Origin of the sequence: Pseudalkalibacillus sp. A8 (assembly GCF_045920555.1) — a bacterium.
Lineage (GTDB): Bacteria > Bacillota > Bacilli > Bacillales > Fictibacillaceae > Pseudalkalibacillus.
This window is the reverse complement of sequence record NZ_CP174509.1, coordinates 2,051,273-2,066,406: the sequence shown is the minus strand read 5'-3', so window position 1 is coordinate 2,066,406 and position 15,134 is coordinate 2,051,273. Positions and strand designations below refer to the sequence as shown.

Genomic DNA, 15,134 nt, shown 5'->3' with positions numbered 1-15,134 from the left:
TCCCTAACTTAATGGCCATACGATCGGAACGATGATCATCGTTATTATGAAGCCTATGATATTAAGCGGTATACCAACTTTGACAAAATCAGTGAATCGATATTGCCCTGAACTGTATACAAGTAAATTCGTCTGGTAGCCTATTGGAGTTGAAAAGCTGGCAGATGCAGCAATTGCAAGGACCACAGCAAACGGATGTGGATTCAAGGACAACTCGTTAACAAAAGAAAGGACAATCGGGAACATGATCACTGCGGCAGCATTATTGGTGATGATTTCAGTCAATATATTGGTCACAAGATAAACACCTATCAACAGAAGAAACGGAGTCATGTATTCCAAGTTTAAGAAAACAAGATTGACCATGTAATCTGCAGCCCCTGTTTTCGTCATGGCTGTGGCAATACCAAACGCCCCTCCAATGATAAAGAGAATGTCCCATTTGATCGAATCCATCGCTTCATCAAAGGTAGTCACTTTCAAAAGGATCAAAATGATGGCAGTCGTGATCGCCGCATGGGCTATTTGCATAATGCCAAAAGTGACCATCAGAAGCATCAATCCAAATAAGCAAACAGGAATCCAATCTCTGAATGTCCCATTTTTGTCGGTTGGATATACATCTAAAACAAGTAAGTTTTTTGAAGAACGATCGTTTTTCACGGAATCACTGGTCGTAAGGATCACCAACATATCGCCAGCTCTCAGACGTATGGAACCGATCTTTTCGTTGATCCGTCTTCCCTTACGATATACGGCGACCACTACACCCCCGTATCTGGTACGAAATTTGATTTCACTGATCCTTTCTGATACATAAGATGAATACTGTGGTACGGTTGCTTCAACTAATTTAAAATCATTATGATGATCAGTAAAATCATATCGTGAATGTTCAATTGTCAACCCAATGATTTGTTCGATTTCTTCAGAACAACTCTCATCTCCTACAAACAACAAGTGATCACCAATATTGACTTTCTGTGTAGGAGATACAGGGAAAATCCAGTCTCCTTGCCTTAAAATAGCCATTACATAGCATTTTTTCAGATGACGTAAGCCTGCGTCCTCAAGCGTTTTACCGATTCCAGAAAATCGTTCATTAACTTGAACTTCGACGATGAACTTTGGACTTCTTATTGTCTGTAAATAATTCGTGTCGTGCTTTGGAAGCAGCCTATATCCAAAAAACAGCATATATAAGAGTGCGATAATAAAGAAAGGAACACCGACATAAGCTAATTCGAATAAAGAAAACCCCTTATAACCTTCTCGTTGTAATAATGTATGGAGGACCAGGTTTGTCGATGTCCCTATCAGGGTACACATCCCACCGATGATGGAAGCATAAGAAAGTGGGATCAATAGCTTCGATGGGAAGATCGATTGCTTTTCCGCCCATTTTTTCACAATTGGTGTAAAGAGTACGACAAGAGGTGTATTGTTCATGAAACTTGATAACCCACCTGTCACGAACATCATACGCGACATTCCGCTTCTCAGTGTCTGTTTATCTCCAAATACTATTCTTGTTATATTAGAAAAGGAAGGATGCTTCTGAATCGAATTCATAATGATGAATAATGAAGCAATCGTAAGTACCCCTTCATTTATGAACCCCCCAAATGCCTCAGAAAGAGAGAGAACGCCGCTCCACACCAAAATCAAAACAGCACTGAGGACGATAACTTCTGCACTATATAAGTTTGTCAACAGGAATAGGAACATTAAGCCGATGATAATGTATGTGATCCATATATCTGAAATGATCAATCATGTCAGTCCTTCAATTTCTGATAATATTCAATCAAGATATCAACGACTTCTTTTCTGCTGAAATGTAGCGGAGGAACCTTGCCCTCTTGCAACATTTTCCGTACCTTCGTACCAGATAGATGGATATGATGTTCTACGTCATGCGGGCATGTCTTCGATGAGGTCATTTGATCACACTTTTTACAATAGAAGCTATGCTCAAGGCAAACTGGGATGATACCTAAATCATCTTGGTTGAACCGATCTATTAATCGTTGAGCGTCATATGTTCCATAATAATCCCCTACACCTGCATGATCCCTTCCGACAATGAAATGGGTACATCCAAAGTTCTTCCGAACGATTGCATGGAAAACAGCCTCTCTCGGGCCTGCATACCGCATAGAGCTGGAGAACACACCAAGGAGAAATCGATCTTCCGGATAATAATTCGCCAATAGCACCTCATAGCACTTCATCCGAACTTCTGCCGGCACATCGTCTGATTTCGTCTCACCTACGAGAGGATGGAGAAACAAACCATCCACATGCTCCAATGCTGTTTTTTGAATATACTCATGTGCTCTATGGATCGGATTCCGTGTTTGGAAGCCGACGATCGTCTTCCAGCCTTTTTGTTGGAAAAGATGCCTTGTTTCTTCCGGAGTATAGGTATGGTTTGGAAATGAGGCTGGGATCCTTTGGAACATCGTTATTTGGCCGCCGATATTGACAGACGATCGTTTATATAGTTTTTCCACCCCTGGATGGTCCGGATCCACTGTGCCATAGACGAGTTCCGCCTCCCGTTTTAGATCGACATGATAGATTTCATCAACCTCTAGAACCCCGTAAACATCACTGTCATACACAAGTAAGACCCGCTTTTCGTCCTTCAATTCAGGGATACGTGTTTCGGCAATCGGAAGGGTGATCGGGATCGGCCAGATTTCCCCTGTTCTCAACCGCATGTATTCCAGTACATTTTCATAATCGTCCTTCGTCATGAAACCTTCTAAAGGACTGTATACACCCGATGCAATACAGTCCAGGTCATTCAATTGACCCTTCGTGAGATCAATTATCTTCAAGTTTCTGAATTCTTCCGTACTGGTAAAGTCGAATCTATTGATGAGTCTCCCACCATGTGGAACACTTGTCATGTTGTTACCTCCTGTTCATGAATCTTTTTATGGCCAGCTCGAAAAGGTTTACACTTCGATCCCAGGTCCATTTTGAGGCTTCTTTTTCTCCCTCGCTGGCAAGCTTTTGACAAAGCTCGGCGTTCTCTATGAGAGTAGAAATGTGTTCAAACAACTTATTTTCATGGCGATAAGATAATAAACAGTTTTCTCCATGACGGCAATAATCCGTGTTTCCACCTGAATAGACGGTTGCTAATGCAGCTCCGCATTTCATCGCTTCAAGTCCAGGTAGTGAAGCTGTATCATAAGTTGAAGAGCTCACAAAGATATCTGTCTTATTCAGGAATTTGTTAAGCTGGACATCGTCACGAGGCCTTAATGATTGGAATAAACGGTTCGAATGGTATGAGTGGAGGGCCTGGGAAACTATGACTTCATTTGGGGGAGAAATTAAATTGAAGGTTACTCGCGGGTATTTCTTCTTTAATGCTGTAAAAGTTTCAATTAGATATTCCTGTTCCCTATGCCATGAATATCCACCCTCTTGCATTCTTACAATCCCGCTTACTTCCAACCGTTTTTTTGAGCGTCTTTTACCTAAATTATAAAAGTTTCTACTTACACCTACAGGTACAATCGACCCTTCGATACCATGATTCAATTTAATAAGTTGCTGCTGCCAATTGGAAAGGACGACTAGGTTTTTACTACTATGATAGCTCTTAAAAGAAGCTTCATGATCAGGCAGGAACACAGGTTCATAGCAAAGACTGATCCTTACATGTGTCCCTCTGCCAGCACGACTGGCTTGCTCGCATATGGGCGTCAATGTATAAAAATTAGAAACGATGATGTTACTGACCGGTATATCATTTGCAGTAATGTTCGGTCCCTTCGTCCGGATCACACTTACATGTAACGGATATTCGATAACCCCTTGAGGCGGCATTACGACTACCACGTCATACCCTTTTTGGGAAAGACCATTTGCAAGCTCCACTAGCATTCTTTGTGCTCCTCCCTTACAAAGGGTGATCGCTGTAAACGTTATCTTCAAATATACCACCACCTTTCTTCATTTTTATAAATTTTCAAGCCGTTCAAAGCACTCTAGAAAACGTTGATATTGGCAAAGTGTCCTTAATTGCCGTTTTTCATTGGAGAGGGCATTTTTGTCAATTTTTTGTTTAGAGAGATTGGTAATCGGTTCATTCCGGCTCCTAAGCCTGCCTATTTCACTTAACATCCCATGGAAACATTGTTTGATAGATTTATAGGAACCAGGATATTGTTTGCAAAAATCATGATAATTGATTAAGATTTGATTCGTTTTATGCAGATTGAATGGTTCAGGTAAAAACGTGAGGCTGATGATCATTTGGTCCACCTCTTTGTAGGTTTCCTGGAATCTGAAATAATTTTCTTTTGATTCGTCCCGTATCGTTTTGGCTATCGGGTGTTCCTGATGGTAGCTGACTAGACGTTCATCACTGGTGAATACAGCTCCGTTTTTATAAAGACGGTAGCCCATTTCACAATCATCCCATCCATATCCTGGGTATTCTAAAAATAGTCCTGCTTGCTCAATCGCATCTTTAGAAACCGACACGTGACCTGTTCCGAACATTTGCCATGGAATTCGATAACCTTTTAATTCATAACCGTAATTCGCGATGATCACGCGGTTATAAAATTTCTCATAAGGTGTAATCGTGGATAATCTTTTGTATTCCTCCGAAAAGATATGTTGCTTGTTTAACAACAGGAATTTTTGAGGTTTCTTTTCAAAAACGTCAACTTTCGCCTTCAACTCTGGTAAAGCTTGGATGATTCCTCTGCATTCTTGTAATTGGATTTTGGAAAATCCAGGATACAAAATAGAATATAATTTCCTGATTGTCATGACTCCTGTAACGACCATATGCGAATGTTTATTATGATAGTGATGGTGGATGGATAGAAAATCGGGCTGAACGATAATCTCAGCGTCCAGGAAAATGAGGATTTTACCATTTGCATTCTTTATTCCTAGATTTCTTGCTGCTGGTCTGCCAATGTTATGACCCCTCCGTAATAACTTGAAGTGAAAAGGAAATGTATGCTCTATCAAGGTTCTAGTCTGATCTGTAGATCCATCATCAATCATGATGACTTCCACTTTGGATAGATCGAATTGTTGGTTTTCAATAGAATATAGGGTCAGCAGGTTTTGGGGGTATTTATTGTACGTCGGGATGATGATACTGATTTCAATATCATTTCCAATCTTTTTTTCTCTCCTGTTTTTCATTTCAAAATTTCACTCCAGATTCTCGTCTCGGGAACAATCCTTATCTATTCCAGACTCCTCACAATGAATAAGTCTGGCCAGCATCCCTTTATATTTTTCTTGTACTGTCTTAATTTCTTTCCACTGCCCTTCCACGAACCTTTTCGAACCCATATTGTCATGGATGCGATAATTGAGTAAGGATTCATCCAGGACTTTCAGTTCGTACTTAGCCGCCATCCTTATCCACATATCGTAATCCTGTGTATACTTCAACGTATCATCAAACCAACCGATCGACGAGAAAATATCTTTCTTTACCAATACCGTACTTCCATTAACCGGGCAGCTTTTTTGGAGCTGCTTGAATAAATCAAGCTTACTCGTGAGAATCAACCCAACATCCTTTTTGAAAACGACACTATGCTCATCGATCAGGTTGAAATTGGTATACACCATATCCGCCTTCGTCTCCCGCATGAACTTAACCTGCTTAGTCAGCTTCTCCCTTAGAAATATATCATCTGAGCTCAACCATGCGATCAATTCTCCGGTGGAAGATTGGATTCCGGTATTCAATGCACTAGCTGTTCCGCCATTTTCTTTTTTTATATATAATATTTGATTCAAAAATGGATTGATCAATGATGTATGTTGTGTCGAGCCATCATCTACCAGGATCACTTCCCTATTTCGATAGGTCTGCCTAAGGGCACTTTTGATCGCTTGATCGACATACGGACAATTATAAAAAGGTATGATGATACTTATTTTCGGCATATTTTCCAAGGTGGTTTTCCTCATTTCAATCTGTAATGAATGTTATTGGACAATAGACTTATAGAAAGAAAGAATATCGTTCAAAGTTGATTGGAGTTTATATTCCCGCTTCCATCCAAGTGATCTTACCGGCTGTAAATCCAAGTCGACCGGGTGGGTTGCAAGGGAATGATCCTTAGTGATTCGGATAGGTTGTGTGGTCAATATCTGGAAATTGTCCATCAAGTTCTCCAGCGTCCTGCTCTGTCCTGAACCGATATCAAAATGATCAAATTCACTTTCACTCATCAGGATCAATAGATATGCCTTGACTGCATCCCGGACATCTACAAAATCACATTCCGATAGACTATTGTTAAGATGGACACGGACAGGTCCATTATTTTTTTCGGCGATAACGATCTCTTTTGCCACTTTAGAGCAAATACCTTGGGAATGTCCGGGTCCGATAAGATTGGATGGCTTTGCAACAGCAATGTTCATATCGTAAAAATGCTTCCACTCTTTCGACAGGAGTGTCTGGAGGGTTTTACTGAAACTATAGGGATGAGGTGGTTTTTCCCCAGAGCATAAAGAATATTGTAGAGCGGAACCAATGATCAATATTTTAGACTTCGGAATATGCAGCCGGGCAGCTTCTAGAAGATTAAGTGTTCCAAATATGTTATTCTCTAAACAAGAATGCGGTGTTTCCCAAGAGCGGCGAGCATTATTGAACCCTGCAAGATGGAGGATATAATGTGGTTTTGCGATCTTAATGATCCTTTCAATCTGAGCATAGTCGGTCAAATCACACTGCTTAAAGGGTATGGGTGAAGAAGGTTGAGTGCTCCTGCTGGTGCAGATGACCTTTAATTCCGACTGATTAGCTAGTCTTACAGCGTGTACCCCAGTAAAACCGGAAGCTCCAGTTATCAGGATCCTCTTTTTAGAGACTGGCATTTCAGTCCATCCATTCTCTTAATTCCCTCAGCATTGCATCATAAGAGGGAGTCTCGTACTCGACATCTTCTCTTGTATTCAAAAGCGTACGATCGCAAATCATCTTTTCGTATGGCTTTATGCTCACATCATCCTTCTCGAAAATTGCCTGGATCTTCGTAAGTAGTGAATATTTGGAAAGGGGTTCTTTAGCGGTGAGGTGATAAAGCCCTGATACATTCTGGATGATGAGAGCATGCACCGCTTTAGCCAATTCAAGGGTAGTGACGCCATTCCAAAAGACATTAATGAATCCATTGATCTCTCCTGTTTGCTTCATGAACCAATTGAATAAACCGATTCCATCTTTCAATTCCGGTCCGATGATCGACGTCCTGATCGTAAGATGCGGCTCCTCCGACACCTCTCCTAATGCCTTGGATCTGCCGTATATACTTGTACTGTCCGGGAGATCCGTTTCAGTATAGTTGCCCTTTTGACCGATGAAAACACAATCCGTACTTATGTGGATTAACTTGGATCCGATTGTAGACAATTCATCTTTAAGAATATGCGGTAATAGGCTGTTCACCATTATGGCATCCCTAGTGTGTTTTGCTGCACTTTCATTCAGGATACCTACACAATTGATGACAATATCAGGCTTCACATTTCGAATGACACCTTGAAGTTCTGCCGTATTTCGGACATCCAGGTATATTCCCTCAGAGGCTTTCGGATTCCGATGGGTATAGTAAAGGTCATATTCTTTCAAACTGGTAAAATATTTGACGATCATATGACCCGCCATCCCATATCCTCCCAAGACAAGCACCCTCATGACAGAAACCCACCTTTGAGCAGCATCTCTTTGATTTCGGCTTTGGACATCAGCATCTCATGTGAGCTATAACTGTGCAGATCAATCTTTTTGTAGCTTTGGTAATGCTCTTTCAGCTCTTTAAGATCGATGGTCGGAAGGATGACAAAATATTCTTCGTCAAAATAGACTGTTGTGTTGCTTTCATATTCAGAAAGAAGGATTTCATGCAATTTTTCACCTGGACGAATGCCAGACTCTTTGATAGTGACTCCTTCTTTACCTGATGCCTCTATCAATACTTCAGCTAAATCGATGATACTGCATGTAGGCATCTTCATTACGAAAATCTCTCCACCCTTGCTTTCGTCAGTAGCTTTGAATAAAAGCTTAATGGCATCGTGTAAGGTCAGAAAGAACCTGGTCATCCGCTTGTCAGTTATCCCGATTTCACCTTTCTGCTGGATCTGACGCTTGAAGACATGGATGACACTTCCATTCGTCCCGAGTACGTTACCCCCTCTTACACAGACAAATCTGGTTGATGGGCTGAGCACATTCGCATAAATGATAAGTTTTTCACCGATTGCTTTCGTCATTCCATAAAAGTTGGAAGGATTTGCAGCTTTATCTGTCGAGATGTAAATGACTTTCTCGACATTGTTTTGGATAGCGGCCTCAATGACATGTTGTGTTCCTAACACATTCGTTTTGAGCGCCTCATAAGGTTGATGTTCACAAATCGGCACATGTTTCAATGCAGCCAGATGGTAAATATAATCCACCCCTTCTGAAGCTTTTGCCAATCCTTGGTATTCACGAATATCCCCGATGATGAAATTCAACTTCGGATTATATTCAAATTCATGTTGCATGTGGACTTGACTTGCCTCGTTACGTGAAAATATCCGGATTTCTTTCGGATTTTTTTCAAGCAGCTGTTTGACAAGTTCATGTCCCCACGAACCTGTTCCTCCAGTAATCAAAATCGTTTTATTTCTCAATAGTCAGCGACCTCCTAATAAGAATTGAACTACTTTATGTGAGACTTGCTTTTCAAGATAACCAATTGGACATTCCCAATCCGAATCTTTGTTTATCATGATGGTTACTGCACCCAATATGCCCTTCCTGTTCAATCCAGACACGACATTACTTCCACAATCGACGGTTTCTGGACGTTCGGTACTGTTTCGGATCGTGACGGTAGGAACTTTGAAGATGCAACATTCCTCCTGTACTGTCCCGCTGTCAGTCAATACGCACAGAGCTTGTTTCTCAAGCTGGACAAAATCGAAAAAACCAAAAGGATCAAAGAATCGTATGTTCGGATGGTGGGTCAACTGTGTTTGGTTTTCTAACTTAGATCTCGTACGGGGATGGATACTGCATATGATAGGTTTATTGTAGGTTTCAGCGATTGAGTTAAGTCCTTCGAAAATTTCAATCAGATGGCCAGGATTATCTACATTTTCTGCACGATGGGTTGTCACAAGAAAATACTCCTGTGGCTTAAGATTCAATTTATTGAGGATATTGCTGTTATCAATTGTTTTTTCGTAATGTTTAAGCACTTCATAGATTGGATTTCCAAACAACATGATCCGATTGCTCGGAATCCCTTCACGTAGTAAGTTATCCCTGCTATTCGGTGTATAAGGGAGATTATAGGTGGAAATTGCATCGATCACTTTCCTGTTTTTCTCCTCTGGGACAGCTAAATCGAAGCATCTGTTACCAGCTTCCATATGGATGACAGGGATACTCATGCGTTCAGCAAGCACCGCACTCAGTGCACTATTTGTATCACCTAGAACGAGAACTTTATCAGGTTTTTCCCGTAACAGGATTTCTTCAATTCGTTCAAACATGGATGCTAATTGACTCCCTAATGACTGTTGCTTAGTTTGTAAAATGTAATCAGGCATCCGCAAATCCAGTTCTTTAAAGAATATTTCACTTAGGTTATAAACAAAATTCTGACCAGTATGGACCAATGTATGTTGATCAGCCCATTGATCTAATTTTTTCAAAATCAGACTTAAACGTATGATCTCTGGTCGTGTACCCAGAATCGTCAAGACTTTCATACCAAACCCCTTTCATTATCCTCAGGCTTTCTTCTATTAACCTATGAGGCATCCATGAGACGAGCATAGACATGACCCTAGAATTGGTAAAATAAATATAATTGGGTAGACTGATCGATTATCGCCAGTTTTTATTTTTTTCATAGTTCAGATCAATTAATAATTGTCCAGCGATTTCCTTGAATAACGTTCGAAGTTCATCATCCAGTTCGTTTTTCCACCCTCCAATTTTCCCCTTCCGAAATGTTGGAGAGGTCTGAGGATTAATATTGTTAATCATTTTACCAACCATCTTCTGTCTTGTTAAAGGAACAGGTTCCTCCCCCCATAAGAATCTAACGATTTTATGGACTTCCTGTACTCTTTTTGTTTTCGATGAAGTTAAATCCTCGAACCTTACAGAGTGGACGTGTTTTTTACCTATCCAATCTGAAAAGCTTTTGTACCACTCGAATACATTAGGTTGATAAGCTCTCCTTGGATCCGTCGGCTGGCCACCTTCAATTAAGAATTTAACCCTGTCGCGATGTGTAAATCCTTCTTGATGGAAGGTGTCATAAAGGGGATGAATTTTGAGTGTCGGGATGAAATATGCATAGGAAACGATGACATCTCGTGGATCCCGGTAGACGAAGATTTGTTTCATATTTAATTTGTTGAAAAACGTCTCCCAATCTTTGCTGTAAAATAAATGGCCATTGACAAATTCATGTTTTGATAGATCTTTCATCCTATTAAGCTGTAAGGGTGTCTGATAATGGATATGTCCGAACATTCCTTTATCTGGGTGATGTTTCATTTCTGGTATGCCAAGTAAAATCTGTTTTAACAAATGGGTTCCACTTTTAGGGATGGAATTCAGTATAAATGGCTGCAACCCTTGTGACTCAGTCATGCCCAATCTTTCTCCTTTCTTTCTTACTTTCTTTTTTTATTCATGAAAATTTTTTACATCATATGCGGCAAAAGTAATAGATGATTGGACAACTTCCCATAATCCACTTTTTAGACCTGTTATTATTCGAGATGATATTTTCATATATATACTTATAATTCAAATAGCAGATGGGAGAAGAAAAGAATGAAAGTATTATTTACCTACTTTATATCCAGTGGCGGGATGGAAACATTGAATCGGCATCGGAGCAAAGCGCTTAGTCAAGCTGGAATCGAATGCCATTTGTTATACAAGGAACAAGGATCAGGTCATCCCAACATTACAGGTATCAAGACGTTTCTAATGAAAAAAACATCTGAAATATTAGCATTAGTCAAAAAGGAAGAGTATGATCTAATCGTCGTTTGTACGGATCATCAATTACTTCGATCGATAAAAAGATCTGGATATGTTGGAAAACTTGTTTTTGAATTGCAAGGCCTTGGTGATTACAGGTTTACCGAACGATTCTTCATCAGGCATAAAACGACCATCACAAAAGCAGCTGATGCGATCCTCATACCAAAAACAGCACACTTAATTCAACTTGCAAAAAAATACTTCTCTGCTCTTCCGTTATTTTCATTTCACAATTGCTTCGATGTAAACAGCTTTCATCATGTTCCTGTAGCAAAAACGATATCTCCAATAGCCGGTTGGGTTGGCCGTATTGAGAAAAATAAGAAATGGGATCTTTTCCTGGAAATCGGTAAAAGATTGATTGAACGGAACGGTAATATTAAACTTTGGATGTTCATCGATGATTCGCTTTTTGAACTATCACAGAAGAATCTTTTTACAAGGAAGATTGACAAATGGAATCTATCCCATAACCTTACTGTCTATAAAAATATAAGAAATGAATTGATGCCCGGTTATTATTCTCAAATAGCAGATTCAGGAGGGTTGTTGTGTTCCACCTCTGGAATTGAGGGATTCGGCTATACACTTGTTGAGGCGATGAGTTGTGGTTGTCCGATCCTCACCACTGATTCAGATGGTATAAGGAGTATTGTAGAAAACAATGTTACAGGTATGATCATAAGTCAGAGTTCTATCGAAGATGCCATATTAAAAGCAGAGCGAATAATGAAGAATGCTAATTTACGAAAAAGGCTTACAAGGAATGGTTATAACCGTATCAGAAGTATTTTTTCACTTGAAAATTATGCTGATGAATTTATGAAAATGTATTGGAGGCTCTAAGAAAACGCCCTGTTCAACCACGAAGGTCACTGGAAGTCCGACGAGGAGGCTGTAGCCGCCGTAGGAGGACTGAAGTGATCCAAGTGGTTGGGCGTCGGAGCTAGACATTCCTTCATCGAAACAACATTTTTATACTTTCTTTAATGTAAAAAAATAAAGCTGACTTTATGAAGATATAGTCTCTTCAAGTCAGCTTTAATTAGTTTTTTTAAACATATTTCTTTTTTCTTTTGTAATGACATTGATCAATTTACGCATTTGTTTACGATATCTTCTCTTTACAGTGTTAATTTCATACCCGATGGCTTTTTTATGAATTTTTGACCCCATATTTCCATGAATCCGGTAAAATACTAACGGATCGGGGAAATAATGGAAATCATATTTCGGGATCAACCTTAACCAAAGTTCATAATCATGCGTATAAAACAATGATTCATCGAACAGTCCAACTGCTTTGAGAGCGTCTATCTTTGCCATGACCGTACATCCATTTATTACACAACCAGAGATCATCCTTCTTAAGAAATGCCACTTATCAGTAAATCCGACTCCAACAGAACCACTAGTAGTCCGATCCCTTTCATCTATTAAATGATAATTTCCATAGGAAATTATTGTATCATGCTTCAACATGAACTGAAGTTGCTGTTTAACTTTTTCAGGGTGGTATAGATCATCAGAACTTAGCCAAGAAAAATAATCTCCCTTGGCATGAAGGATTCCCTGGTTCAATGCACTTGCGGTGCCCCCATTTTGTTTGCGTATATAAGTGATTTTCCCCTTATAAGGAGTGATCCGGTCAACATGTTGTGTTGATCCATCGTCAACGACAACAACTTCACAGTTTTCGTATGTTTGTTGTAAAGCACTCTCAATAGCCCTATCAATATACCTACAATTATAAAACGGAATGATGATTGAAACTTTAGGTGTAATCTCATTCATCCTCCTTTCTTATTTTTAATGATCCTTTCAATATGTCTGAGGAGTTGCCTGGCCCGTATTTCTGTGGTATGCCTTTGTTGTATCAATTTCTTCCCATTAGTTATGATTTGATTACGAAGATCTTCATTTCTCAAATAAAAGTTCACTTTCTCTAAGAAATCCTTTTCATTCACTTCAACAAATGTTTCTCCATTTACGAATCCCAATTCTTGAAGCTCCTTGGAACCAGGTGCAAGCAGTAACGTACCGCATCCTAGAGATTCAAAGTATTTTAAAAGAGGGTATTTATACACTGAATCACATGTAAGAAAGATTTTAGAACGGTTCATCAATTTTGCATAGTTTTCACCTATAATAGCCTTTTGGGATTGGATGTTCCGATAACCTGGGTGTTGGAAATAACGGAAGTCAGGTCTCTTTGAGAGCTGGTTGAACATTTGAACCCTTAATGGATAAAAACCTTTAATGAGACTTCCTAGCATCAATAGATTGATATCCTTTTGTAATTTTAAATCTTTGAATATATGACCTGGTACGTGATGAGGCAACCAGATCATCTGATTTTGAAATTCTGGATACCATTTTAGGAATGCATACCGATATTGGACGAATAAGTGTTCGATTTGGTTTTTTTGATAGAACTTCTTTCTCCAACCTTTACGATAATGGATATCGTGAACAAGTGTTCCTTTGGGAATAAGGACTCTATCAATGTTTCGGATTCGAGGACAATAATTCGGTCTCTGATCATTGAATAAGATAAAGTCCGGGGGTTGTTGCAGTTGATTTATAATGTCCGGTAGCTTTCCATCTTTATACCAATATGTCAGATTGCATGATTTTTTTAGCTCTTCTCCTAAATAGTAAGTACTTTTTTCAATATAAGACTCCATATGACAGGTTATAAATAGAATTTTCAGTCTTTTTTTCATATCCACTCATCCCAAATTAGAATTGAAGATGACTCAGTTGAGGTATTGTTTTTCAAAATCTACTAAATACATAGATGGTTACTTATATGTATGAAGCCAAAGGATGAGATGCTATGGACAATCATACACCTATTAACAAATAGTCACATGCGGACAAGGCTAACAACCATTTTTGATAGTAGTAGGTCTTGACCCATTCAAAAGGACATCCAGTGCAATATAGTATAGTAACCCTTTCTAATATGCATTTTGGGGTGCATACACATTTTTTTAAAAGGAGGAAAAAAAATGAGTTTATTTGATAAAGATTGCGGATGTAAAGACGTTGCTGGTATTAGAGACGATAAATGCGATGGATGTGTCTGTGATCAATTGAGAAAATTGCGTGCCGGCGAAGAAGTTGACTTAATCATTGATGGAGAAGAGTTTTTGGCATTGACTTTTGCATGCTTTGATAAAAAAACTTGCTGTGCTACTTTCTTAGATAATGATTATCCTTTCATTGTCGATTGTCGTAAAGTCGACGCGATCCGGATCCTAACCTAACTCATATTCCTTGATCAGAAAAACCTGATTTGGCTGACAAATCAGGTTTTTTCTTAAAGTTAATTATCTTTTGTATTATTCACATATGAACGGAAATCCTCTGTTTCAATAATTGGTGTACAAAACTTTTTTAGCTTTTTGTTTTCTATCTGCCAGGTATGAGCATCCATAGACTTCCGAATGTAAACGTAATTATCTTTAGTACCTGAGTAAATTGGAATACCATGTCCAATACAGTCTTCACAAAACTTCGAATCTTCACCTGTATTACAAGCCTGGAAAGGTATAATGGCATTTACACTCTTTTCGAACAGAAGTGTTCCTCCCATCAATACCTTTGGGTTAAATTGCTTTTCTGTCTTTCGATCTTCCTCTCTAGCAAATTTGTATGGGTTGAAAACATGTAGTGTTCGATCTTCTTCAAAGTACATATAAATGGTGGTTTTCCCGACAACCCTTGCTTTACTTTTCTCTAATGTTTCCATACTACGAGTCAAGTAATCTTCCGTGTAGTAATCATCATCATCGAATTTTGCAATGAATTCGTATCTGGATTCAACCACTGCTGCATTCAAACATTCTCCAAGTGTAGTATCCTCGTCTATTTGAAAAACTTTAATAGTTGGGTCATCGGCTATTTGTTTTTTCCATTCTGAAAGGCTGAGTGAATCTTTGTTCAAGACAATAATCAGTTCCTTATCCTTCCATGTTTGTCTCTTATAGTTTTCAAGTATAGTAGGTAAACAATCCTCTTTATTCGTACATGTAATAACGCTGATCAACGA

The 15,134-nt window shown here is 39.2% G+C and carries 15 protein-coding genes; 2 read left to right on the top strand and 13 right to left on the bottom strand.

Annotated elements, in window-relative coordinates; all coding sequences use genetic code 11:
- Positions 1-3: 3 nt before the first annotated feature.
- From ACJROX_RS10750 to ACJROX_RS10705, 10 genes are all read right to left on the bottom strand, one after another.
- Entirely contained in the window at positions 4-1,773 is a 1,770-nt protein-coding gene (locus tag ACJROX_RS10750) for an SLC13 family permease (protein ID WP_408010755.1), read from the bottom strand.
- 5 nt (positions 1,774-1,778) lie between these two features.
- Positions 1,779-2,918 carry a sulfate adenylyltransferase gene (sat, locus tag ACJROX_RS10745; RefSeq protein WP_408010754.1) on the bottom strand — a complete coding sequence of 380 codons (1,140 nt, stop codon included), beginning with the start codon at positions 2,916-2,918 and terminating at the stop codon, positions 1,779-1,781.
- 4 nt (positions 2,919-2,922) lie between these two features.
- A complete protein-coding gene (locus ACJROX_RS10740; RefSeq protein ID WP_408010753.1) occupies positions 2,923-3,957 on the bottom strand; it encodes a glycosyltransferase family 4 protein in 1,035 nt (344 codons plus the stop codon).
- 24 nt (positions 3,958-3,981) lie between these two features.
- Entirely contained in the window at positions 3,982-5,190 is a 1,209-nt protein-coding gene (locus ACJROX_RS10735; protein WP_408010752.1) for a glycosyltransferase family 2 protein, read from the bottom strand.
- A 9-nt stretch (positions 5,191-5,199) separates the two neighbouring features.
- Positions 5,200-5,949, bottom strand: a complete 750-nt coding sequence (locus ACJROX_RS10730) for a glycosyltransferase family 2 protein (RefSeq protein ID WP_408011630.1) — start codon at positions 5,947-5,949, stop codon at positions 5,200-5,202.
- A gap of 42 nt (positions 5,950-5,991) precedes the next feature.
- Positions 5,992-6,891, bottom strand: coding sequence for an NAD-dependent epimerase/dehydratase family protein (locus ACJROX_RS10725; RefSeq protein WP_408010751.1), 900 nt, complete (start codon positions 6,889-6,891; stop codon positions 5,992-5,994).
- A gap of 1 nt (position 6,892) precedes the next feature.
- Positions 6,893-7,711, bottom strand: a complete 819-nt coding sequence (locus tag ACJROX_RS10720; RefSeq protein WP_408010750.1) for a dTDP-4-dehydrorhamnose reductase family protein — start codon at positions 7,709-7,711, stop codon at positions 6,893-6,895.
- Complete coding sequence (locus tag ACJROX_RS10715; protein ID WP_408010749.1) at positions 7,708-8,694, bottom strand: polysaccharide biosynthesis protein; 987 nt, start codon at positions 8,692-8,694, stop codon at positions 7,708-7,710. Before ACJROX_RS10715 ends, ACJROX_RS10720 begins: the two co-directional genes overlap by 4 nt.
- A 3-nt stretch (positions 8,695-8,697) precedes the next feature.
- Positions 8,698-9,780 (bottom strand): non-hydrolyzing UDP-N-acetylglucosamine 2-epimerase, encoded by a 1,083-nt coding sequence (gene wecB / locus ACJROX_RS10710; RefSeq protein ID WP_408010748.1) that lies wholly within the window; start codon positions 9,778-9,780, stop codon positions 8,698-8,700.
- Between the two features lie 118 nt (positions 9,781-9,898).
- The gene (locus ACJROX_RS10705; RefSeq protein ID WP_408010747.1) at positions 9,899-10,675 is read right to left on the bottom strand and encodes a sulfotransferase domain-containing protein; all 777 of its coding nucleotides are present in this window, start codon (positions 10,673-10,675) and stop codon (positions 9,899-9,901) included.
- 186 nt (positions 10,676-10,861) lie between these two features.
- Between ACJROX_RS10705 and ACJROX_RS10700 the strand changes: the two genes are divergently transcribed.
- A complete protein-coding gene (locus tag ACJROX_RS10700; RefSeq protein ID WP_408010746.1) occupies positions 10,862-11,923 on the top strand; it encodes a glycosyltransferase family 4 protein in 1,062 nt (353 codons plus the stop codon).
- Positions 11,924-12,118: 195 nt separating this feature from the next.
- Here the strand turns inward: ACJROX_RS10700 and ACJROX_RS10695 are convergent, their stop codons facing one another.
- On the bottom strand, positions 12,119-12,871 hold the full coding sequence (locus ACJROX_RS10695) for a glycosyltransferase (RefSeq protein ID WP_408010745.1): 753 nt from the start codon (positions 12,869-12,871) through the stop codon (positions 12,119-12,121).
- Complete coding sequence (locus ACJROX_RS10690) at positions 12,868-13,803, bottom strand: glycosyltransferase (RefSeq protein ID WP_408010744.1); 936 nt, start codon at positions 13,801-13,803, stop codon at positions 12,868-12,870. Before ACJROX_RS10690 ends, ACJROX_RS10695 begins: the two co-directional genes overlap by 4 nt.
- Before the next feature lie 288 nt (positions 13,804-14,091).
- Here ACJROX_RS10690 and ACJROX_RS10685 point away from each other — a divergent pair, with 288 nt between their 5' ends.
- Complete coding sequence (locus tag ACJROX_RS10685; protein ID WP_408010743.1) at positions 14,092-14,349, top strand: hydrolase; 258 nt, start codon at positions 14,092-14,094, stop codon at positions 14,347-14,349.
- Between the two features lie 59 nt (positions 14,350-14,408).
- Here ACJROX_RS10685 and ACJROX_RS10680 read toward each other — a convergent pair whose 3' ends face one another.
- A complete protein-coding gene (locus tag ACJROX_RS10680; RefSeq protein ID WP_408010742.1) occupies positions 14,409-15,131 on the bottom strand; it encodes a glycosyltransferase in 723 nt (240 codons plus the stop codon).
- Positions 15,132-15,134 lie beyond the last annotated feature (3 nt).